Source organism: Paracoccus sp. (in: a-proteobacteria), from assembly GCF_030604785.1.
Lineage (GTDB): Bacteria > Pseudomonadota > Alphaproteobacteria > Rhodobacterales > Rhodobacteraceae > Paracoccus.
Genome location: NZ_JAUVVF010000034.1, coordinates 1 through 22,194, shown reverse-complemented (window position 1 = coordinate 22,194; position 22,194 = coordinate 1). Strand labels below are relative to the sequence as shown.

Genomic DNA, 22,194 nt, shown 5'->3' with positions numbered 1-22,194 from the left:
CGCGCCGCCGGGCAAGCTTTCAGCCGCGCGGACGGGCCGCCTGACGGCGGCGCGCGATCTCGTAGGCGATGGCGCCCAGCACGGTCGCCACGATGATGACCAGCGCCAGCGCGTTCACGGCGGGCGTCAGGCCGGTGCGGACCTTGGTGGCGATGAAAACGGTCAGCGGCGTCTCGAACCCGCGCACGAACAGCGTCGTGTTGTAATTCTCGATCGATTGCAGCACCGCCAGACCGCCCGAAGCCAGCAGCGCGGGCTTGAGGAAAGGCAGCGTAACGCGCCGGAACACCATCCCGCGCGAGGCGCCAAGGCCAAGCGCGGCCTCTTCCTGCGTGCGGTCAAAGCGTTGCAGCCGCGCCATCACCATCAGCATGACGTAGCAGATGATAAAGGTCGATTGCGCCAGCACGATCAGGAACACGCCTCCGCCCACGCCAAGCTGGCGCCACAGGATCAGCGTCGAGATGCCGATGACGACGCCCGGCGTCAGCAGGGGCGAGACCATGACCGCATAGGCGAAGCTGCGCGCCCGAGCGTGAAGCGAGGTCAACACCAGCGCCGCCGCCGTGCCCACGGGGACCACCACGACAACCACGCAGAGCGCCACCAGAACCGAGGTCCACAGCGATTGCCACATCGCCCGGTCAGCCCACATCGCCCCGAACCAGTCGGTCGTGGTGCCCTGCCACGGGATCACGGTCGGAAAGCGGCTTTCGTTGAAGGCCGCCGCACCCATGATGATCAGCGGCGCGAAGAGATAGAGCGCAAAGGCCGCGAGATAGAGGACGAAGAGCCCCCTGAAGATCCGGTCCGCCACGCTCATTTCGCCACATCCGCCAGATTGACGCGCGCGATCCGCAGCGTGATCAGAACGACGGCAAGGCAGAGCACAAGCAGCACCAGCGCATAGGCGGCGCCGCGGTTCCAGTCGCCGCCCTCGAAGAACCAGTTGTAGATGATCTCGGTGAACCATCGGCTGCCGGGACTGCCCAGCAAAGCGGGCGCGACATAGCTGCCCGCCGCCAGCATGAAGGTGAAGACGAAGCCCGTGGCGATCCCCGCCTTGGCATGGGGGATCACCACGCGGGTATGGATGCGCCAGGGCGAGGCGCCCAGATCACGCGCGGCCTCGATCTGCGCTTTCTCCAGCGATTCGATGGCGTTGTAGATCGGCAGCAGCATGAACAGGATATAGGCGTAGACCATCGCCGCCAGCACGCCCCCATCGCCCTGCCAGCGGATCGGCGCGTCGATCAGCCCCAGATTGGTCAGCACCGCGTTCAGCGGCCCGCGATAGGCCAGAATGATGAACCAGGCCAGCGTCCGCAGGACCTCATTGATGAAGAACGGGATGATGATCAGCAGCAGCGCGACCGAGAGCTGCCCGGTCGTCGCCCGCTGCGCCATCCAGAAGGCGATCGGGTAGCAGACGAGAAACGTCACCAGCGCCACAAGCGCGCTGGCCCAGATCGTCTTGAGGAAGATCGCGCGATGCGTCGCCTCGCCCGCCAGATAGAGGATGTTGTTCAGCGAATAGCCGTCATCCGGCCCACCGATCGCGGCGGGCGGCAGGTTCGGGCGCAGCGCATAGTCGATCATCATCAGGTTCGGCGCCAGAACCATGCCCGCCAGCCAGATGAAGACCAGCGATAGGAAGACGGTCGAAAGCCAGGGACCGAAGCGGCCGTAGAGATCACGCATCGCCCAGCACCACCGCATGTTCGGGGGCAAAGCCAAAACGCGTCTCGGCGCCCGGTGCGGGTGCGTCGGCAAGCCGGGTCGAGGGGACCGAGGCCGCAAGCGCCGCGCCATCGGCGAAACGCCCGTGGACCAGGGCAAAGGCGCCCTCGAAATCCACGCGCTCGATCCGGGCGTCCAGCGCATTGACCGGATCGCCCGGCATCAGCGCCTCGGGACGGATATAGATCGTGCCCTGCTGGCCCGCGCGGGCGCCCTGCCCCGCCCGGCCCGACAGGATGCCAAGCGCCGTGTCAATCCGCGCGCGCCCGTCCTGCACATCCGAGATGCGGCCAGAAATCGCGTTCGTCTCGCCCACGAAGCGGGCGACAAAGGCGGTGGCGGGATTGTCGTAAAGCTCGCGCGGGGTGGCGACCTGTTGCAGCAGGCCCGCCGACATCACGGCCACGCGGTCGGACATGGCCAACGCCTCGGACTGGTCATGCGTGATGTAGATGAAGGTGACGCCGGTGCGTTTCTGCAGCGCGCGCAACTCGGCCCGCATGTGCTGGCGCAGCTTGAGGTCCAGCGCGGACAGGGGCTCGTCCAGCAGCAGGACGCCCGGCTCGACTGCAAGCGCGCGGGCGATGGCGACGCGCTGGCGCTGGCCGCCCGACAATTCGCCCGGCATCCGGTCGCCATAGCCTTCCAGCGCGATCAGGCGCAGAAGCTCGTCGGCCTTGCGCCGGCGCTCGGCCTTGCCGACGCCGCGCGCCTCGAGGCCAAAGGCGATGTTTTCCCAGACCGGCATCAGCGGAAAGAGCGCCAGGGACTGGAAGATCATCGCGGTCGGACGCTGGTTGGGGCCCAGACCCTTCATGTCGCGCCCGCCGATCAGCACGCGGCCCTCGGTCGGCTCGATGAAGCCCGCGATCATGCGCAGGATCGTCGTCTTGCCGCAGCCCGAAGGCCCGAGGATCGAGAAGAACTCGCCCTGTTCCACCTTGAAGCTGACATCACTGACCGCGCGGGTCGTGCCGAAGGTCATGCCGATCTGGGCAAGCTCGACCGAATGGGACATGGGCTCTCCTGCATGTGAAGGGGGCGGCCTGCGCCGCCCCGGTCGTGTTTGCTGTCAGGGATCAGGCCGACAGGAAGCGGTCCTGATATTCGTTGCGCTTGGTGATATACCAGCTTTCCTGAATCGGCCACCACCACAGCTTTTCAAGCGCATCGCCCGGATAGGCGGCGGCGAAGAACGCCTTGGCCTCGTCCGAGATCAGCTGGTCAGAACCCACCGCGGTCGAGTTGATCGAGGTCGCGTTGGTATACATCGCGCCCGCTTCCGGCGTCAGGAACCAGTTGATGAAGGCATAGGCCGCATCCAGGTTCTCGGCGCCCGAGGGGATCGACAGACCCTCCATCCAGGCCAGCGCGCCTTCGCGGGGCGCGATGAAGCCGATGGGCAGCCCCTCGCGCGCAAGGCCGGCGGCGCTGCTGTCCCAGGTCTGGCCGATCGTGGCGCCATTGACGCGGAAGGCGCCTTGAGCCTCGTTCTCGTTCGACCAGAACTGAACGATGGCGGATTTGCGGGCGATCGCCTCGGCCAGGATCACGTCGAAGATCTCGACCTGCGCCTCGGGCGAGGTGAAGGCGTCCAGCAGCGGGCGCGGCAGACGGCCCTCGGCTTCCAGCCAGAGGCCCAGGCCCACCAGCGAGGAATGGCCGCGCACGGTCGCCTGCGCGCCCTCGGCCCAGAGATCGCCATAGGAGGCCGTGCCGTATTCCAGCGGGTTCTGCTCGCGGTCGAAGGCCAGGGCCTCGGTGCCCCAGTCGGTCGGCACCTGATAGCGCGAGCCGTTCACGACGGCGCCCAGATTGACCGAGTTCTCCCACGCGCTCGGCAGGACACGGTCCACCTCGATGCGCGATTCGTCGATGGGCTGGACCAGACCGAATTCGACATAGTTCGGCACGCGGTCCACGGTCGGCCAGATCAGATCGAAGCCCGCGCCGTTATTCGCACGAAGCTGGTTCAGCAGCTCGTCATTCGTGCCATAGGGGGTGTAGTTCGTGGCGATGCCCGTGGCCTCGGTGAAGGCGCCGAGGATCTCGTCGTTCAGATAGCCGGCCCAAGCGAAGATATTCACCGTGCCCGCGCCCTGCGCCATGGCGCGCCGTGCCAGATAGGGCGAGGCCAGGGTGACACCGGCGGTCGCGGCGGCACCGCGCAAAAGGCTGCGACGATTCATGCGATTCATGGAAAGAACCCTCCTGTCTGTGGTCAGTCCCGCTGTCTAGCGCCGCCCCGCGACACTTGCGTGACGGTGCATTCCGCAGCCGGTCAGGCGGGATGCTAGCCCGACAATCCCTTTTCGGAAAGCCCGCAATTCGCTGATCTGTCGCGCAAAAGCGAAAGGGCCGCGAAAACGCGGCCCCCGGTTGTGCTTGCGGCGCGGCTGCAATCAGCGCGCGGTCTCGCGCAGGATCTCGCCCGCCGGGTCCAGTTCCAGCGTGACCGGCTCGCCATCGGGATTGGTCGCCTGAAGCGACAGGCGCGGACCCCGTTGATGCAGCAGGCCGAAGCCGCCATAGCCAGCCTCGGTCAGGCGCTGGTTGATGGCGACCGTATCGATCGACAGATCGGGTGCCCCGCGCCCCATCGGGCCGCGCGCATGGCCGGGACGGTCGCCGTCGCCGCGCCAGCGATCGGGGCCGCGCGCCTCGTCGCGGTCCTGCATCCGCTCTTTCATCCGCTCATGCATCCGGGCGCGCGGGCCGTCGTCATCGTCATCGCCGCGAAAGCGCAGGACGGCGCCCGAGGCATCCATCTGCGCCCCCATCCGCGCGCCCGACCCGTCGCGGCCCCTCAGGCCGAAGCGGTCGCCCTCCGCCCGGATGCCGGCAATGCTAGCGAAATTGCCGTAGACCTCGGAATTGCGGATGGCAGGCGGCAGGATCTCGTCCACCAGCGCCTGCGGCAGGGCGCCGCGCTTGATCTCGGCGCCGATCAGGCGGTCCGCGCGGTCAAAGCGCAGCTTCATCTCGACGCCTTCCGCATCATAGCCCTCGATTTCCAGAGACCGAGAATCGGTCTCGATCTCGGTGATGCGGGCCAGCTGAGCGAGGGCCGGATGGGCGCGCACCGCCTCGGGCAGCGCGGCCTGGATCAGGGCGTCGGGCAAGGCGCCGTCATCAGCCTCCAGCTTGACCAGGTTGCCCGCCAGGTCAAAACGCGCCTCGATCTCGGTTCCGTCGGGCAGGCGGCCCTCGTATTCGCGCAGGCCGTCGCGCCGGGTCTCGACGCTCAGCCCGCCCAGATCAAGACCCTGCAGCAGCGGCGGCAGGTCCTGCGACAGCGCCGGGCCGGCGGCGACAAGGGCGGCCATCGCGGTGGCCAAGGCGAAGGATTTGATCGTCATTCCAGTTGTCCTTTGCAGCACGGGGTCGAATCGGTCCGGCCCCTGACAGCACCGGTCTAGCGACAGGCTGCCGAACGGCAGACCAACGCACCATTGGGTTTTCGTTTCCCCGCAATCGGTGATGATGGGAACATGCTCCGCCCGATTCTGCCCCTGCTGCTGACGGTCCTGCTGCTTCCGGCGCCGCCCCCTGCGGCGCAGGAGGCCTGGCCCGACATGCGGGATGGCGAGATCTGGCCCCCCGCCGCCGAGGCGGATGCCTGGACCGACGCCTTCCGCCCGATGCCGCTGCACGAGGCCGCAGCCCGCGTGGCCGCGCGCTATGACGGCAGGCTGATCGCGGCGCGGACCGTGCCGCCCACGCCCGAGGAACGTGCGCTTGGTGCCGATCTGGTCTATCACTTCCGGCTGCTGACGGCGGGACGAATGGCGCTGGACATCCGCATGGATGCGCGCGACGGCAGGTTCCTCGACGTGCTGGGTCGCGGGCAGATGCAGGCCCGCCGCCCCGTGCCGTCCAGCCCGTGAACAAAGGACCACCCGATGCGCGCCCTGATCGTCGAGGATGACCCGACCCTCTCTGCCCAGCTGGCCGAGGCGATGGCAGCGGCGGGCTTCGTGACCGACCACGCCGCCAACGGCACCGAGGGCGAGTTTCTGGGCGCCACCGAAAGCTATGACGTGGCGATCCTCGATCTGGGGCTGCCCGGGCTTTCGGGGCTGGAGGTGCTGACCCGCTGGCGCGATCAGGGCATCGAGATGCCCGTGCTGATCCTGACCGCTCGGGGCGACTGGACCGATAAGGTCGCGGGCTTCCGCGCCGGCGCCGATGATTACGCGGTCAAGCCGTTCCGCCTGGACGAGGTGGTGCTGCGGGCCCAGACCCTGATCCGGCGCGCGGCGGGCCATGCCCGGCCGGTCATCCGGGCGGGGGCGCTGGTCCTGGACACGCAGCTTGGCGTGATCACGCGCGACGGATTGGCGCTGCGCCTGACACCGTTCGAGGCGCGCATCCTGACCTATCTGATCCACCACCAGAACCGCATCGTCAGCAGGACGGAATTGTCGGACCACCTCTATGAGGCCGATTCCGACCGCGACTTCAAATCGATCGAGGTCGTGATCGGGCGCCTGCGCCGCAAGATCGGCGACGGCGTGATCGAGACGCGCCGCGGCGAGGGTTATGTGCTGCATGCCGACCCCGCCCGGACGGGCCGCGCATGATCCGATCAATCCGGGGGCGGCTGCTGGTTCTGGGCGCGGTCTGGCTGACGGCGGCGCTGCTGGCGGCCTTCGTGATGATCGCCCATCTGCTGCGCGATTTCGTCACCGACCGCTTCGACGCCGAGGCCGCCGCCGCAGCCGATGCCCTGACCGCCCGGATCGAGGCCGACGCAGCGGGTCGCATCATCCTGGCCGGCACGCCTTGGGATCCGCGCTTCTCGCTGCCGCTCTCGGGCTGGTACTGGCAGGTCGATGCCGATGGCGTGGCGGTGGCGCGCTCGGCCTCGCTGCTGGACGGGCGGCTCGACGGCCCCGCCGACGAGGCGACCGGCGCGCGCGGCACCGGCGCGGATGGCGCGGCGCTGCGCGTGATGCGCCGCAGCGTCGGCATTCCCGACAGCGATGCCGCGATCACCGTGACCGTGACCGCCCCCTTTTCGGAAATCCGCGCCAGTCTTGTCCAGATCATCCGCCCTCTGGCGCTGGCGCTGGTCGCGCTTTGGCTGGGGCTCGTGATCGCCACGCTGGTGCAGGTGACGGCGGGTCTGCGCAGCATGGACCGGCTGCGCGACGATCTGACGGGGGTGCGCGCGGGCCGCGCCGACCGGCTGGCCCTGCCCGATGTCAGCGAATTGCGCCACCTCGCCGCCGAGATCAACGCCGCGCTCGACCAGAATACCGGGCTTCTGGCGCGCTCGCGTCAGCATCTGGGCAATCTGGCCCATTCGCTGAAAACGCCCTTGGCCGCACTGTCGAATGAACTGCCCCAGGATCACCCGGGACAGGCGCTGGTCGCGCGGATGGACCGGCTGATCGGATGGCATCTGCGCCGCGCCCGTCAGGCGGGACCCGGCCTGCTGGGCCAGCGCAGCCCCGTCGCCCCGGTGATCGACGACATCCTGCTGGTGCTGCGCTGGCCCATGGCCGACAAGGGCATGACCGCCGCCGTGACCTGCCCCCCCGATCTGGCCTTTGCCGGCGAGCGCCAGGATCTGGAGGAGATGATCGGCAATCTGGCCGAGAACGCGGTGAAATGGGGCGCCTCGCGCATCGCCATCCGGGCCGAGCGCGCGGGTAGACGCCTGCGGCTGCGGATCGAGGATGACGGGCCGGGCATGGCGCCCGACCGCGCGCCCCGCGCCCTGGTGCGGGGCGCGCGGCTGGATGAACAGGGCCCGCCCGGCGCGGGTCTGGGCCTGGCCATTGTGGCCGATCTGGCTGCGTTGCACGGCGGCTCGTTGGAGCTGGGGCGCAGCGAATGGGGAGGGCTGTCCGCGACACTGGACCTGCCTGCCTGAAATTTCCGCAAAGCCGCGCCGCGATTATTTTACCATTTGATAAAAAATCGGACCTGTGTCAGCCTGATTCCATCAACAGGGAAGCCAGGAGACGCAAATGTCCCAAGCAAGATTGTCGCCCGGCGTCGTGCCGGGGCGGCTGACGCCCGATGCGCTGGCCGCAAATTTCCGCGATGTCGCGCCACCCTTGGACCGCCACGAGGCGCAAGTCGCCGCCGACCGCTGCTATTTCTGCCATGATGCGCCCTGCATCACGGCCTGCCCCACCTCGATCGACAGTCCGCTGTTCATCCGCCAGATCGCCACAGGCACGCCGGATGCGGCGGCGCGGACGATCCTTGACGCCAATATCCTTGGCGGCATGTGCGCCCGCGTCTGCCCGACCGAGAACCTCTGCGAGGGCGCCTGCGTGCGCGAGACCGCCGAGGGCAAGCCCGTCCAGATCGGCGCCCTGCAGCGCTATGCGACCGACGGGCTGATGGCCAAGGGCGTGCATCCCTTCACCCGCGCCGCTGCGACGGGCCGCCGCGTGGCGGTGGTCGGGGCCGGGCCTGCGGGCCTGGCCTGCGCGCATCGTCTGGCGATGAAGGGCCATGACGTGGTGATCTTCGAGGCGCGCGAGAAGCCGGGCGGGCTGAACGAATACGGCATCGCCAGCTACAAGGCGGTCGATGATTTCGCCCAGGCTGAGGTCGACTGGCTGCTGAAGATCGGCGGGATCGAGATCCGCCACGGCCAGCGCCTTGGCGACACGTTGACGCTGGACGCTCTGCGCGCCGAATATGACGCGGTGTTCCTGGGGATGGGTCTGGGCGGCGTGAACGCCCTGCGCGCCGAGGGCGAGGATCGCCAGCACGTCCTGGACGCGGTCAGCTTCATCCGCGACCTGCGGCAGAGCCGCGACCTGACCACCCTGCCGGTGGGGCGCGACGTGGTGGTGATCGGCGGCGGCATGACCGCCGTGGACGCCGCCGTGCAGGCCCGCCTGCTGGGGGCCGAGAATGTCACAATCGTCTATCGCCGGGGGCAGGACCGCATGTCGGCCAGCCGCCACGAACAGGATCATGCCACCGCCAGCGGCGTGCGGATCATCTGCAACGCCGCCCCGGTCGCCGTCCACGGCAATGGCGCCGTGACCGAGATCGAGTTCGCCTATACCGAGGACGGTCCCTCGGGCCTTGTCCTCACCGAGCAGCGCTTCCGGCTGCGGGCCGACCAGGTGTTCCGCGCCATCGGCCAGCGCCTCGACGGCGCGCCCGAGGGTCTGGCGCTGGAGGGCGGCAAGATCGCCGTCGAAGGGCCGGGCCGAACCTCGATCCCGGGCGTCTGGGCAGGGGGCGATTGCGCGCTTGGCGGAGACGACCTGACCGTGACCGCCGTGGCCGAGGGCCGCGACGCGGCCGAAGACATCGACGCCCGTCTGGCCGGGCGCGCCATCGACAGCGCAGCGTAAGGAAAGGGCGGACCAATGGCAGATCTGCGCAGCAATTTCATCGGCATCAAGTCACCGAACCCGTTCTGGCTGGCCTCGGCCCCGCCCACGGACAAGGAATACAACGTCCGCCGCGCCTATGAGGCGGGCTGGGGCGGCGTCGTCTGGAAGACGCTCGGCTCGGAGGGGCCGCCTGTCGTCAACGTGAACGGGCCCCGCTACGGCGTGATCCACGGCGCCGACCGGCGCGTCCTGGGCATCAACAACATCGAGCTGATCACCGACCGCCCGCTGGAGGTGAACCTGCGCGAGATCAAGTCGGTCAAGCGCGACTATCCCGACCGGGCGCTGATCATCTCGCTGATGGTGCCCTGTGACGAGGACAGCTGGCGCGACATCCTTCACCGGATCGAGGATACCGCAGCCGACGGGGTCGAGCTGAATTTCGGCTGCCCCCACGGCATGGCCGAACGCGGCATGGGCTCGGCCGTGGGCCAGGTGCCCGAATATATCGAGATGGTCACGCGTTGGGTGAAGAAGCATTCGCGCATGCCCTGCATCGTGAAGCTGACGCCGAACATCACCGATGTCAGGAAACCCGCCGAGGCGGCGAAACGCGGCGGCGCGGATGCGGTCAGCCTGATCAACACGATCAACTCGATCACCTCGGTCGATCTGGACCTGTTTGCGCCCCAGCCCACCATCGACGGCAAGGGCAGCCATGGCGGCTATTGCGGTCCGGCGGTCAAGCCCATCGCGCTGAACATGGTGGCCGAGATCGCACGGTCCGCCGAGACGCGCGGTCTGCCCATCAGCGGCATCGGCGGCGTCACCACCTGGCGCGACGCGGCCGAATTCATGGCGCTTGGCGCGGGCAATGTGCAGGTCTGCACGGCGGCGATGACCTATGGCTTCAAGGTCGTGCAGGAGATGATCTCGGGCCTGTCGGATTATCTGGACCGGCACGGGATGGAACTGTCCGATCTGGTCGGCCGCGCGGTCCCGAACGTGCGCGATTGGCAGGACCTGAACCTGAACTACGTCACCAAGGCGGTGATCGACCAGGATGCCTGCATCAGCTGCGGTCGCTGCTATGCCGCCTGCGAGGATACCAGCCACCAGGCCATCGCGATGAAGCCCGGCCGCGTCTTCGAGGTGATCGAGGAGGAATGCGTCGCCTGCAACCTCTGCGTCGATGTCTGCCCGGTCGAGAACTGCATCACCATGCGCGAGCTGGACATCGGCGAGATCGACAAGCGCACCGGCATCCCGCGCGGCGAATACGCGAACTGGACGACCCATCCGAACAACCCGATGGCCCGCGCAGCCGAGTGAGTTCGACATGCGGCGGCCGGGGAATTTCACGCCCCCGGCCCCCGCGCTTTGCCCGTGTCAAAGGCCGTAGATGCGGCCGAATTTCTGTTCGAGATACGTCAGCAGCGGCTCGGGGCTGATCCCGCTGCCCGAGGCCTGTTCGATCAGGCGCGCGGGCTCCATCAGGCCGCCATGGCGTTGCAGGTTCTCGCGCAGCCATTCCGTGCCCGGCGTCGCGTCGCCGCGCGCCAGCGAGGCGTCCAGATCGGGAACGGCGGCGCGCAGCGCCTCGTTCAGGCAGCCGGCATAGACATTGCCAAGCGCATAGGTCGGGAAATAGCCGAAAAGGCCCACGGCCCAGTGGACATCCTGCAGGACCCCATTGGCCGGGCGGTCCACCGCCACGCCGAAATCGGCCAGGAAGCGGGCGTTCCAGGCCTCCGGCAGGTCGCGCACATCCAGGCGGCCCGCGATCAGGTCGCGCTCCAGATCGAAGCGCATCATGATGTGCAGGTTGTATTGGACCTCGTCGGCCTCGGTCCGGATGAAGCCGGGGGTGACGCGGTTCACGGTCGCGTAGAAGGCATCCGCATCAGCGATGTTCAGCCCGCCGAAGGCGTCCGACATGCGCGCGAACAGCCAGCCGGTGAAGGCGCGGCCCCGGCCCATCTGGTTTTCGTAGATGCGGCTCTGGCTTTCGTGGACGCCCATGGACACGCCCCGCCCGAGAGGCGTGAAGGCGTGATCGGGGTCGATCCCCAGCTCATAGCTGGAATGGCCGACCTCGTGGATGGTCGAATAGAGGCAGTTGAAGGGGTCGGTCTCGACCACCCGCGTGGTGATGCGGCTGTCCTGCCACCGGCCCGAGCTGAAGGGATGGACGGCAAGATCGATCCGGCCGCGCGCCCAGTCGTAACCGAAGGCGGTCGCGCAGGCGCGGGCCAGGCGAAGCTGGGTTTCCTGCGGAAAGTGCCCGGTCAGGGGCTGCGGCTGACGGTCCGCGCCCAGCACCGCGTCGCGCAGCGCGACAAGGCGCGGGCGCATCGCGTCGAACAGGCTGGCAATGGCCGCGCCGGTCATGCCCGGTTCGTAATCGTCCAGCAGCGCGTCATAGAGATCGCCGCCCTCGGCCAGGGCCGCGGCCTCTTCGCGCTTCAGCATCAGCACGTTGTCCAGCGTCGGGAGGAAGTCCTGCGGCGCGTCCTTGGCGCGGGCCTCGGCCCAGATGCCCTGCGCCAGCGAGGTCGTGCGCGCCAGTTCCTCGGCCAGACGCGCCGGGATGCGGCTGCTGCGGCGGAAATCGCGGCCGATCAACTCCAGCGCGCGGGTCTCGGCCTCGGTGCGGGGGCTGGCGGCATCCAGCCATTCGCCGATGCGCGGATCGGTGCGGCGTTCATGCAGCACCGATTCCATCGCCGCCATCTCCTCGGCCCGCTGCTCGACGGCGCCGCGCGGCATCACCGTCTCCTGGTCCCAGCCCAGCCGTTCGGCCACCGAGGACAGCGCCTCGGTCTGGCGCTGAAAGGCCATCAGATGGTCGAGTGCGCTCATGTCCGTGCCCCCCGGATCGAGGTTTCAAAAGGATAGCGCGCATGGTGGCGCGCCCGCAGGATCGCGGCGAACAGGACGACCGCGCCGAATTGATGCGTCAGCGCCAGATGCAGCGGCGAGGCATGGATCACGTTCAGGATGCCCAGCCCGATCTGTACCGCCATGGCGACGATCATCACGCTGAAGGCCCCGCGCGTCACCGGATGGGGCGAGCGGCGCGCCTTGAGCCAGACCACGACCGCAAAGATCGCCAGCAGGTAGCCGGTCATGCGGTGGATGAACTGGACCAGCGCCGGGTTCTCGAAGAAATTGCGCCAGCCGAGCGTGGGGTCCCAGATCGCCTCGGGGATCCATTCGCCGCCCATCGTGGGCCAGCCGGTATACATGCGCCCCGCATCGATCCCCGCAACCAGTGCGCCAAGGATGATCTGCACGAAGGTCAGGTGCAAAAGCCCTGTCGAGATGCCGAAGAGCCGCGCATCGCCCGCGCGACGGGCGCGCAGCAATTCGGCCTCGGTCCGCGAGAGCTGCAGCACATACCAGGTGATCAGGCCCAGGATCAGGAAGGCGATGCCCAGATGCGTCGCCAGCCGGTAAGAGGCGACGCGCAGCATCCCCTCGTTCAGGCCGGAACTGACCATCCACCAGCCGATCGCGCCCTGCAGACCGCCAAGCGCGCCCAGACCCAGAAGGCGCGGCGTCCAGCCCGCCGGAATGCGCGATGTCGCCCAGAAGAACAGGAAGCCCAGCCCCCAGACCAGCCCGACCACCCGGCCCAGTTGCCGGTGCCCCCATTCCCACCAATAGATGAATTGGAATTCCGACAGCGACATGCCGCGGTTCAGTTCCTGATATTGCGGGATCTGGCGGTAGAGGTCGAATTCGCGCTGCCAGTCGGCGGCGTTCAGGGGCGGGATGGCGCCGGTCACGGGCGCCCAGACGGTGATCGACAGGCCCGACCCGGTCAGCCGCGTGGCCCCGCCGATCACGATCATCGCAAGGACCAGCAGGAACAGCACGCAGAGCCAAGCGCGGATCGCGCGCCGCGCGCCGCGGGGCCTTGCGTCGATCATGCCGGTGGTCGTGGCGGGGCGGGAAGCCGCCGGGTCCGAGACTTCCTGAAAGACAGGGCGCTTGGCCATCGCTTGGCTCCTTTCGGGCGGAGGTTACTGGCCGCCGGGACGGCGGGTCAACTGGCGCAGGATGCCGTGAAGGATGCGCACATCGCCGCGCGTCAGGGCCAAGCGCGACCACATGTTGCGCAGGTTCAACCGCATCGAGGCCGACTTGGTTTCGGGAAAGAAGAACCCGGCCTCGGTCAGGCGCTCTTCGTAATGGTCCCCCAGACGCTCGATCTCCAGCCGGTCGGCCATCGCCTCGGCATCCTCGCGGCCGGCATGGGGGGCGGGCTCGGGAGGCAGGATCTCGCGCCCGTATTCGTAGCCCATCAGCAGCACGGCCTGCGCCAGGTTGATCGACGGGAAATCGGGGTTCACCGGCACGGTCACGATGGCATTGGCGCGCGCAATGTCGTCATTTTCCAGCCCGGTCCGTTCGGGGCCGAAGATGATCGCGCTGCGACCGGCCCGTGCGCGGGTCTCGGCCATCGCGTCCTCGGGGTTCAGGACAGGCTTGGTCAACTCGCGCCCGCGCGCGGTCGTGGCATAGGCATATTCGATGCCCTCCATCGCGGCCGCCAGCGTCGGATAGACCTTGGCCTGATCCAGCACCCGCCCCGCCGCGCCCGAGGCCATGGCGACGGCCTTGGGGTTCGGCCAGCCGTCGCGCGGCTCGACCAGGCGCATCTCGGTCAGGCCGAAATTCAGCATCGCGCGGGCGGCCGCGCCGATATTCTCGCCCATCTGGGGGCGGACAAGGATCATGACGGGGTGACGATCAGTCTGCATGCCCGCGCAATAGTGCGTCTGGCGGCGGGCGGCAAGCTGCGCTATCTGCGACATAAAGGAGACGCGCGCATGAGTGATGCCCCGCAGCTTTATCTGATGACCCCCGCCGGTGCCCAGGCCTCGGCGCTCGGGCCGCTTCTGGCCGAGGTGATGGACCGCTTTCCCGCCGCCTGCCTGCGCATCCGCGCCGGCGCCGAAGAGGACGAGCTGGGCCGCCTGGCCGATCTGGCGCGGGAAATCGCCCATGCCCGCGACGTGGCCGTGGTGATCGACGACCACATCAAGCTGGCGCAGCGGCACGGGCTGGACGGGGTGCATCTGACCGACGGCGCCCGCAGCGTGCGTTATGCCCGCAAGGAACTGGGCGAGGATGCCATCGTCGGCGCCTTCTGCGGCGCCTCGCGCCACGAGGGGATGAATGCGGGCGAGCATGGGGCCGATTACGTCAGCTTCGGTCCGGTCGGCGCCTCGGCGCTCTATCGCGGCGAACCGGCGGGGCTGGAGCTGTTCCAGTGGTGGTCCGAAATGATCGAGATCCCGGTCGTGGCCGAAGGCGCCATCACCCGCGAATTGCTGGCGGACCTGTCGCCCGTCACCGATTTCGTGGCCATCGGCGCCGAGATCTGGTCCGAACCCGACCCGCTTTTGGCGCTGACCGCGCTCTGGGGCGGCTGAGGGCGACCCAACCGCGCCGAATGCTCATCCCGACTGGTCGAAATCGGCCGTGGCGGCCAGATGCGACAGCGCCAGCGGGATCGTCAGCAGCACGGCAAGGCCCAGATAGATGGCCGAGAAGCTGACGCTCTCGGCCAGAAAGCCGATGGCGCCGGGCGCGACCAGGATGCCCGAATAGCCCATCATCGTGACGACCGACAGGCCGATCCCCGCCGCCAGGCCCGGCACGTTGCCCGCCGCCGAAAACGCGATGGGCACCATGTTGGCAATCCCGATCCCCGCCAGCGCAAAGCCCGCGATGGCCCAGGGCGCCGAGCCCGCCAGACCGGCCATGGCCAGCCCCGCCATCGCGGCCAGCGTGCTGAAGCGCAGCGTCCTGACCGCGCCCAGCCTGCGCCGGATCAGGTCGCCCAGAAAGCGCATCGCGGCCATGGTCGCCGCGCAGGCCGCAAAGCCCCAGCCCGCCACAGCCAGCGAAGCGCCCAGTTCGCGCTGCATGTAGACGGCCGCCCAGTCGAGGATCGCGCCCTCGGGGATCATCGCCATCAGGGCCATCACCCCGATCAGATAGGGCAAGGGCGTGCGCGGCAGCCGCAGCGGCGGGCGCGCGGCGCCCGGCTCGGGGCCGTCCTCGATGATCCGGCGCCGGACCACCAGCAGGACCAGCGCGAAGAGGACCGACACGGCGATGGCATGGGGGATCTCTCCGAAACGCTGGATCGCCATGCCGCCCGCCCCCGCCCCGGCAAAGGCGCCAAGGCTCCAGAAACCGTGGCAGGAGGACATGATCGCCCGGCCCCGCGCCCGCTCGACCGCGACGGCATTGGCGTTCATCGCCACATCCATCCCGCCGATCAGCCCGCCGAACAGCGCCACGGCGGCGCCGACCGCCCACAGGTCGGGCGCGACCGAAATCCAGATCAGCGCGGGCGCGACGCCCCATGCGGCGATCCGCACGGCCCGCGCCGATCCGCGCCGCGCGACCATCGCGCCGAAGACAGGCATCAGGCACAGCGAGCCGGCCCCCAGCATCAAGACCAGAATGCCGGCCACGGCCTCGGTGATGCCAAGCCGCGCCATCAGCGCCGGGATCTTGGGCGCCCAGCTTCCCACCAGAAGCCCGTTGATGAAGAACAGGGCCGAAACGGCAATGCGATAGGGGTCCATGTCACACCATGGTCGGCAGGACGACATCGGGCGGCGTCTGCCCGTCGGCCATGCTGCGGATGTTCACGATGACGCGCTCGCCCATCTCGATCCGGCCCTCGATCGTGGCGCTGCCCATATGCGGCAGCAGCACGACATTGGGCAGGGCGCGCAGGCGCGGGTTGATCTCGTGCCCGCGCTCGAAGACGTCGAGGCCCGCCCCCGCGATCTCGCCGGCGCGCAGCATCCGGGTCAGGGCGTTCTCGTCGATCACCTCGCCGCGCGAGGTGTTGACCACCACGGCCGAGGGCTTGAGCAGCTTCAGCCGCCTCGCATTCAGCAGATGATAGGTCGAGGGCGTGTGCGGCACGTTCACGCTGACGATGTCCACCCGACCCAGCATCCGGTCGAAACTGTCCCACCATGTCGCGTTGAGCGACGTCTCGATCTCGGGGCGCAGACGGCGGCGGTTGTGGTAATGGACCTCCATCCCGAAGGCATTGGCCCGGCGCGCGACGGCCTGGCCGATGCGCCCCATTCCCAGAATGCCAAGTGCGCGGCCCTTCAGCCGCCCGCCCAGTAGCGCGGTCGGCGACCAGCCGTTCCAGTTGCCGCCCTGCATCTCGGCCAGACCCTCGGGGATGCGGCGCGTCACGGCCAGGATCAGCGCCAGCGCCATGTCGGCCGTGTCCTCGGTGGCGACGCCGGGCGTGTTCGTGGCGACGATGCCCAGCTCACGCGCGGCCAGCACATCGACGTGATCCATGCCCGACCCGAAATTCGCGATCAGCCGCAACCTGTCACCGGCCTCGGCCAGCATGGCGGCGTCGATCCGGTCGGTGACGGTCGGCACCAGCACGTCGCAATCGCGCATCCGCGCGACCAGTTCGTCACGCGACAGCCGACGATCGTCGGGGTTCAGCACGCAGTCGAACAATTCGCCCATGCGCCGTTCCACCGGCTCGGGCAGATGACGCGTCACGGCCACCCTGGGCCGCGACCCGGTCAGGGGTGCGCGCAACGGCATCATCACCTCATTTTCTCGCAACCGTGTCGGCGGCGCCCTTTCCATGAGGGGCCGCTTTTGGCAAACTGCCCGCGACAGGGGACGGACACAAGACCCCGCGAACAGGGCGCAGAGGCCCGGGCAGGAACGGAAGCGGACGGATGACAGCACGGATCGAGAAACCCGGCCAGCGTTTCGGGGCAAGCTGGCTTGGCGCCTGCGTGGCCATGCTGATCCTTGCCGCACCGCTGGCCGCCGCTCCGGTCCGCGCTCCGGTCCCGATGGACAGCGCGCCGCTGATCCGCACCCAGTCCGAGGGCGATCAGATCCAGCGCGGGCCGGTCACGAACCTGCCCCTGCCCCGCTATGTCAGCCTCAAGGGGAACGAGGGCAATGCCAGACGCGGCCCCAGCCTGTCGCACCGGATCGACTGGGTCTTTCGCCATGCCGGGATGCCGCTGCGCGTGACGGCGGAGTTCGGGCATTGGCGCCGGGTCGAGGACAGCGATGGAGCGGGCGGCTGGGTGCATTACGCGCTGCTGTCGGGCGTCCGTACCGTGCTGGTGACCGAGGACATGCTGGAATTGCGCACCCGCCCCAATTCGAATGCCGACGTGGTGGCAAGAGCCGAGGCGCGCGCGATCCTGCGCCTGGGCGAATGCAATCCCGAATGGTGCCGCGTCTCGGGAGGCGGCCAGCGCGGCTGGGTGCCCAAGGCCGCGATCTGGGGCGTCGATCCGGGTGAAACCCGCGACTGACACCTGGGCCTTTCCGTGGCACCGGCGGGCGGAACGCGGCGGGAACCGCGCCCCGGCCGCTTTCCGCCGCAGCCGCGGGCCTCAGATCAGCCCGCGCCCTTTCAGCAGGGGCTCGACACCGGGCATCCGCCCCCGGAAAGCCAGCCAAAGCTCGTCCGCCGGCGCCGAACCACCGCGCGACAGGATCGTCTCTTCCAGCCGGCGCGCGGTGACGGGGTCGAAGATGTCGCCCGTTTCCTCGAAGGCCGCGAAGGCATCGGCATCCATCACCTCGGACCACATGTAGCTGTAATAGCCCGCCGCATAGCTGTCGCCCGCGAAGACATGGGCGAAATGCGGCGTGGCATGGCGCATGGGGATCGCGGCGGGCGCGCCAAGACCTGCCAGAACCTCGGCCTGACGCGCCATCGCATCGGCGGGCGGCGCGCCGCGATGGAAGGCCAGATCGACCAGCGCGCTTTCCAGATACTCGACCGTGGCGAAACCGGCATCGGCCCGGCCCGCCGCCAACAGCTTGTCGCGCAGATCGGCGGGCATCGGCGCGCCGGTCGCATGGTGGCAGGCATGAGCGTCCAGAACCGCCGCCTGTTCAAGCCAGTGCTCGTAGAGCTGGCTGGGCAATTCGACGAAATCCTGCGCGACCGAGGTGCCCGAGATCGAGGGCCAAGCGACATCCGACAGGATGTGATGGGTCGCATGGCCGAATTCGTGAAACAGCGTGCGCGCATCGTCCCAGGACAGGAAGGCCGGCGCGCCGGGCGCCTGGGGCGGGGTGAAGTTGCAGACATTGACGACGATGGCGCGCTGCCCCGCGCCCATCTTGTGCTGCATCTGCAGCGCCGAACACCAAGCCCCCGACCGTTTCGCGGGCCGCGCAAAGAAATCGCCGACGAAGATCGCCATCAGCCTGTCGCCGCGCATCACGCGCCAGGCCCGCACCTCGGGTGCCCAGAGCGCCGCCTCGACCGGCTGGAAGGTCAGCCCGAACAGACGGTGGGCCACATCGAAGACGGCGCCCAGCATGGCGTTCAGCGTCAGATAGGGCTTGACCGCGCCCGCATCGAAATCGTGATCGCTGGCGCGCAGCCGTTCGGCATAGTAGCGCCAGTCCCACGGGGCCAAGGCCTCGTTCACGCCGTCCGCACGCAGCATGGCGGTCAGGCGCTCGCCATCGGCGCGGGCGCGGGCCTCGGCCGGGGCCCAGACGGCGCGCAGCAACTCCTCGACCCGATCGGCGCTGCCCGCCATCTCGGTCTCCAGCTTCCACGAGGCGAAATCCTCGTGCCCCAGAAGCTGCGCGCGTTCATGGCGCAAGGCCAGGATCTCGGCCACCAGGGGCAGGTTGTCGCTGGTCTCGCCCCCCGCACCCTGCCCCGATCCGCGCAGGGTCCAGGCCCGGAAGGCGGTCTCGCGCAGGGTCCGGTCGTCGGCGTGCTCGAGGAAGGGCACGATCAACGAGCGGTTCAGCGTGACCACCTGCCCCGTCATCCCCCTTTCGGCCGCGGCGGCACGCATCGCGGTCAGCAGCCAGTCGGGCAGGCCGTCCAGCCGGTCGTCGGGGATGGGCAGGACATAATCGCGCTCATCCGTCAGGACGTTCTGGGTGAATTGCGTCGTCAGGACGGCAAGGCGGGCGCGGATCTCGGCCATGCGGGCGCGCGCCGCATCCGACAGGCCCGCACCGGCCCGGTCCAGATCGCGCAGCATCAGCCGCACCAGCCGGGCATCCTCGGGCGGCAGGGCATCGGCGTCCTCGGCCACGGCCTTGACGCGGGCATGAAGGCGCGGGTCCATGCTGACGCGGCTGCCGTAATCGGCCAGTCTGGGCGCGAAGTCGCGTTGCAGCGCCTGCCGGGCGGGGTTCGAATCGACGGCGGCCAGCGTGTAGAAGATCGCCAGCATCCGGTTCAGCCCTTCATCGGCGGTTTCCATCGCGGCGACGGTATTGGCGAAATCGGCCGGAGCGGGATTCGCGGCGATCGCCTCGACCTGCGCCAGCGCGGCGGCCAGCTCTCGGTCAAAGGCCGGGGCGAAATCCTCGTCCGAGATCAGGTCGAAGCGGGGCAGCCCTTCGGGGCCGGTCCAGCGGGTCAGTTCGGGATTGGTGGTCGTTTGCATCGGGCGGCCTCCTGTCGGTCGGACCGAGACTAGGACGCCCCGCCCGCCTGCGCCAGAGCCGCACCCGCCCCGCAGACCGCACAATCCGGATTGCGGGCGCAGCCGATCACCCGCGTCTCGGCATGCAGCCCGTCGTAGAGGACCAGCCGCCCCGCCAGCCCCTGCCCCGCCCCGGTCAGGTGCTTGATCGCCTCGAGCGCCATCATGCTGCCGATCACGCCGGGCAGCGCGCCGATCACGCCCGCCTCGGCGCAGGGCATCTGCGCGGCGGGGGCGTCGGGGAACAGGCAGGCCATGCAGGGCGCGCCGCGCGCCGGGTCGAACAGCGTCACCTGCCCCTCCCACCGGGCGATGGCGCCGGACAGAAGCGGCACGCCCGCAGCGACGCAGGCCGCGTTGATGCCCGCGCGCGAGGCATGGCTGTCGGTGCCGTCGATCACCAGATCGTGGCCTGCCACGAAATCCGCATCGCCTGCACCGATCCGGCGGATCAGGGGCGTCACATCAACATGCGGGTTCAGCGCCATCATCGCCTGCGCGGCGGCATAGGCCTTGGGCTCGCCGCGCAGATCGTCGCGATAGATCACCTGCCGCTGCAGGTTCGAGCGGCTGACCACATCGTCATCGACCAGCGTGATCCGCCCGACTCCCGCCGCCGCCAGGTAGAGGCAGACCGGCGCGCCAAGCCCGCCTGCGCCCACGACCAGCACCCGCGCCCGGCGCAGGCGCATCTGGCCCGGCCCGCCGATCTCGGGCAGGACGATGTGGCGGGAATAGCGGTCCAGTTCGGCCTCGGACAGGGCATCGTCGCGGGGCGCGGGCTGGGGCGGCGGGGCGCTGCGGGCGCGCAGGCGGCCCAGGAGCCGACGATAGCCGATGACCAGCGCCGCGAAACCGCCCAGAACCAGCCAGCCCGCCGCGTTGCCGCCCATCAACTCGGCCGCGCGGCTGGCAGGGGCCAGCAGGTGCAGTGCCACCAGCAGCGCCCAGAGCCCCAGCAGCGGCCCCCACATCACCCGGCGCGGCAGCCGCGTGATGCGCGCGAAGAACAGCCACATCGCCGCGACCCACAGCGCCAGCATGGCTCTAGCCCCGGCCGGTCGAGCCGAACCCGCCCTGCCCGCGCGCCGTCTCGGTCAGGTCGGCAGCTTCGGCAAAGCGGGCCTGCGGCGCGGGCGCGACGACCATCTGCGCGATCCGGTCGCCATGGGCCACGGCAAACGGCGCCTCGCCCAGATTGACCAGGATGACACCGAGCGGGCCGCGATAATCGCTGTCGATCGTGCCGGGCGCATTCGGCAGCGCGATGCCGTGCTTCAGCGCGAGGCCGGACCGCGCGCGGATCTGCACCTCCCATCCTTCGGGGATTTCCAGCGCCAGCCCGGTCGGGACCAGCGCGCGCTGGCCGGGCAGAAGGACCAGCCCCTCGGCGCGGCGATCCTCGAGGAAGTTGGCGCAGAGATCGGCCCCCGCCGCGCCCGGCGTCGCATAGCGCGGCAGAGGCAGCGCGGGGTCGTGCCCCTCGAGGCGCTGGACACGGATCGTCGGGGCGGTGAAGGGCGCTTGGGTCATCGGGTCTTCCCCCTGTCAGGCCGTCATTCTGTCATGCAAAGGCCGCGCGGCAATGCCTGCGCGGCCCAAAAGTCCTTATGTCGCAGCCGCTCAGCGCGGGGCGATCATCATCACCATCTGCCGCCCTTCGAGCTTGGGCATGGATTCGATCTTGCCCGCCTCGCCGACATCGTCGCGCACGCGGTTCAGCAATTCGAGGCCCAGATCCTGGTGCGCCATCTCGCGGCCCCGGAAGCGCAGCGTGACCTTCACCTTGTCGCCGCCCTCCAGGAACTTGAGGACGCTGCGCATCTTGACGTCGTAGTCATGCGTGTCGGTGCCGGGGCGGAACTTGATTTCCTTGACCTCGATCACCTTCTGCTTCTTGCGCGCTTCGGCCTCGCGCTTCTGCTGTTCATACTTGTATTTGCCGAGGTCCATGACCTTGCAGACCGGAGGGGTCGCGTTCGGCGAGATTTCCACGAGGTCCAGCCCGGCCTCTTGTGCCATCTGAAGTCCCACCGAAGGGGGGACGACGCCGACATTCTCTCCGTCGGGTCCGATGAGGCGGATTTCGGCCACCCTGATGCGTTCATTGGTGCGGGGGCCGGTATCACGGGTGGGCGGTGCATTATGCGGACGGCGGGCTATGGCGTTGCTCCTTGTGCTGCCAATCGAAAGTGCAACGAAGTTAAGGCCCGAACGGGTCCAATTCAACCGAATTTGATGCGAGCGGGCGCCCAAAACGCAGGCATGACGCGTGAAAGCGCCCCATGCCCCCGCCCCGTGACGCTTTCGCGCGTGCGGCGCCTGTGCCATAGAGGTCGGTGGACGCGCCCGATGGGCCGGATGCGCGCCAAGACGGGGATTTGCGATGAAGAGGATGTTGCCGATTCTGGCGCTGTTGGTGATCGCGGGCGGCGGGTTGTGGTTCTGGATGCAGGATCGACCGGACGCGCCCGAACCGCCCGCCGCACCGGCCGCCACCGCCGCGACCGATGCCCCCGCCACGCCCGCCGGCGAGGCCGCGCAGATCGCCGACGACACCGCGCGTCAGGCCGCCGAGGCCGCCGCCGAGGCCGCCCGCAACGACGAGGCCGCCGATGCCGCGGCCG

General features: G+C 69.0%; 21 protein-coding genes and 1 pseudogene. 8 read left to right on the top strand and 14 right to left on the bottom strand.

Translation table 11 applies throughout. From position 1 onward, the window contains the following. Window positions 1-19: 19 nt before the first annotated feature. The 5 genes from QAR72_RS11625 to QAR72_RS11605 form a co-directional block, all read right to left on the bottom strand. On the bottom strand, window positions 20-823 hold the full coding sequence (locus QAR72_RS11625) for an ABC transporter permease (protein ID WP_304617541.1): 804 nt from the start codon (window positions 821-823) through the stop codon (window positions 20-22). Further along, window positions 820-1,701, bottom strand: coding sequence for an ABC transporter permease (locus tag QAR72_RS11620; protein WP_304617540.1), 882 nt, complete (start codon window positions 1,699-1,701; stop codon window positions 820-822). The genes QAR72_RS11625 and QAR72_RS11620 overlap by 4 nt, the downstream gene beginning before the upstream one ends. Next, window positions 1,694-2,758 carry an ABC transporter ATP-binding protein gene (locus QAR72_RS11615; protein ID WP_304617539.1) on the bottom strand — a complete coding sequence of 355 codons (1,065 nt, stop codon included), beginning with the start codon at window positions 2,756-2,758 and terminating at the stop codon, window positions 1,694-1,696. The genes QAR72_RS11620 and QAR72_RS11615 overlap by 8 nt, the downstream gene beginning before the upstream one ends. Before the next feature lie 61 nt (window positions 2,759-2,819). Continuing rightward, complete coding sequence (locus QAR72_RS11610; protein ID WP_304617538.1) at window positions 2,820-3,938, bottom strand: extracellular solute-binding protein; 1,119 nt, start codon at window positions 3,936-3,938, stop codon at window positions 2,820-2,822. 204 nt (window positions 3,939-4,142) lie between these two features. Then, complete coding sequence (locus QAR72_RS11605) at window positions 4,143-5,099, bottom strand: hypothetical protein (protein WP_304617537.1); 957 nt, start codon at window positions 5,097-5,099, stop codon at window positions 4,143-4,145. 132 nt (window positions 5,100-5,231) lie between these two features. On the opposite strand from QAR72_RS11605, the gene QAR72_RS11600 reads away from it, so the two are divergent. From QAR72_RS11600 to preA, 5 genes are all read left to right on the top strand, one after another. Next, window positions 5,232-5,627 carry a PepSY domain-containing protein gene (locus QAR72_RS11600; RefSeq protein ID WP_304617536.1) on the top strand — a complete coding sequence of 132 codons (396 nt, stop codon included), beginning with the start codon at window positions 5,232-5,234 and terminating at the stop codon, window positions 5,625-5,627. A gap of 15 nt (window positions 5,628-5,642) precedes the next feature. After that, window positions 5,643-6,323, top strand: coding sequence for a response regulator transcription factor (locus tag QAR72_RS11595; protein WP_304617535.1), 681 nt, complete (start codon window positions 5,643-5,645; stop codon window positions 6,321-6,323). Continuing rightward, a complete protein-coding gene (locus tag QAR72_RS11590) occupies window positions 6,320-7,621 on the top strand; it encodes a sensor histidine kinase (RefSeq protein ID WP_304617534.1) in 1,302 nt (433 codons plus the stop codon). The genes QAR72_RS11595 and QAR72_RS11590 overlap by 4 nt, the downstream gene beginning before the upstream one ends. Before the next feature lie 97 nt (window positions 7,622-7,718). Further along, the gene (locus QAR72_RS11585) at window positions 7,719-9,074 is read left to right on the top strand and encodes an NAD(P)-dependent oxidoreductase (protein ID WP_304617533.1); all 1,356 of its coding nucleotides are present in this window, start codon (window positions 7,719-7,721) and stop codon (window positions 9,072-9,074) included. Window positions 9,075-9,089: 15 nt separating this feature from the next. Continuing rightward, entirely contained in the window at window positions 9,090-10,388 is a 1,299-nt protein-coding gene (gene preA, locus QAR72_RS11580) for an NAD-dependent dihydropyrimidine dehydrogenase subunit PreA (RefSeq protein WP_304617532.1), read from the top strand. Between the two features lie 57 nt (window positions 10,389-10,445). Here the strand turns inward: preA and QAR72_RS11575 are convergent, their stop codons facing one another. From QAR72_RS11575 to QAR72_RS11565, 3 genes are read right to left on the bottom strand one after another with little or no spacing between them, the layout of a single operon-like run. Beyond that, window positions 10,446-11,918 (bottom strand): carboxypeptidase M32, encoded by a 1,473-nt coding sequence (locus QAR72_RS11575; RefSeq protein WP_304617531.1) that lies wholly within the window; start codon window positions 11,916-11,918, stop codon window positions 10,446-10,448. After that, window positions 11,915-13,060, bottom strand: a complete 1,146-nt coding sequence (ctaA, locus tag QAR72_RS11570) for a heme A synthase (protein ID WP_304617530.1) — start codon at window positions 13,058-13,060, stop codon at window positions 11,915-11,917. The genes QAR72_RS11575 and ctaA overlap by 4 nt, the downstream gene beginning before the upstream one ends. A 24-nt stretch (window positions 13,061-13,084) precedes the next feature. Then, the gene (locus QAR72_RS11565) at window positions 13,085-13,825 is read right to left on the bottom strand and encodes an RNA methyltransferase (RefSeq protein ID WP_304617529.1); all 741 of its coding nucleotides are present in this window, start codon (window positions 13,823-13,825) and stop codon (window positions 13,085-13,087) included. Window positions 13,826-13,894: 69 nt separating this feature from the next. Between QAR72_RS11565 and QAR72_RS11560 the strand changes: the two genes are divergently transcribed. Next, entirely contained in the window at window positions 13,895-14,500 is a 606-nt protein-coding gene (locus QAR72_RS11560; protein ID WP_304617528.1) for a thiamine phosphate synthase, read from the top strand. Window positions 14,501-14,524: 24 nt separating this feature from the next. Here the strand turns inward: QAR72_RS11560 and QAR72_RS11555 are convergent, their stop codons facing one another. Then, window positions 14,525-15,667 carry an MFS transporter gene (locus tag QAR72_RS11555; protein WP_304617527.1) on the bottom strand — a complete coding sequence of 381 codons (1,143 nt, stop codon included), beginning with the start codon at window positions 15,665-15,667 and terminating at the stop codon, window positions 14,525-14,527. Window position 15,668: 1 nt separating this feature from the next. Next, window positions 15,669-16,676, bottom strand: coding sequence for a 2-hydroxyacid dehydrogenase (locus QAR72_RS11550; RefSeq protein ID WP_304617526.1), 1,008 nt, complete (start codon window positions 16,674-16,676; stop codon window positions 15,669-15,671). Window positions 16,677-16,933: 257 nt separating this feature from the next. Between QAR72_RS11550 and QAR72_RS11545 the strand changes: the two genes are divergently transcribed. Next, a complete protein-coding gene (locus tag QAR72_RS11545; RefSeq protein WP_304617554.1) occupies window positions 16,934-17,410 on the top strand; it encodes an SH3 domain-containing protein in 477 nt (158 codons plus the stop codon). Between the two features lie 81 nt (window positions 17,411-17,491). Here the strand turns inward: QAR72_RS11545 and QAR72_RS11540 are convergent, their stop codons facing one another. The 4 genes from QAR72_RS11540 to infC form a co-directional block, all read right to left on the bottom strand. Then, complete coding sequence (locus QAR72_RS11540; RefSeq protein ID WP_304617525.1) at window positions 17,492-19,528, bottom strand: M3 family metallopeptidase; 2,037 nt, start codon at window positions 19,526-19,528, stop codon at window positions 17,492-17,494. 29 nt (window positions 19,529-19,557) lie between these two features. Next, on the bottom strand, window positions 19,558-20,610 hold the full coding sequence (locus QAR72_RS11535) for a HesA/MoeB/ThiF family protein (protein ID WP_304617524.1): 1,053 nt from the start codon (window positions 20,608-20,610) through the stop codon (window positions 19,558-19,560). 4 nt (window positions 20,611-20,614) lie between these two features. Beyond that, window positions 20,615-21,100: a dUTP diphosphatase gene (gene dut, locus QAR72_RS11530; protein WP_304617523.1), complete on the bottom strand. Its 486-nt coding sequence runs from the start codon at window positions 21,098-21,100 to the stop codon at window positions 20,615-20,617. Between the two features lie 90 nt (window positions 21,101-21,190). After that, a complete protein-coding gene (infC, locus tag QAR72_RS11525; RefSeq protein WP_304617522.1) occupies window positions 21,191-21,898 on the bottom strand; it encodes a translation initiation factor IF-3 in 708 nt (235 codons plus the stop codon). A gap of 64 nt (window positions 21,899-21,962) precedes the next feature. Between infC and QAR72_RS11520 the strand changes: the two are divergent. Continuing rightward, window positions 21,963-22,194: pseudogene (locus QAR72_RS11520) on the top strand (hypothetical protein); the annotation flags it as partial.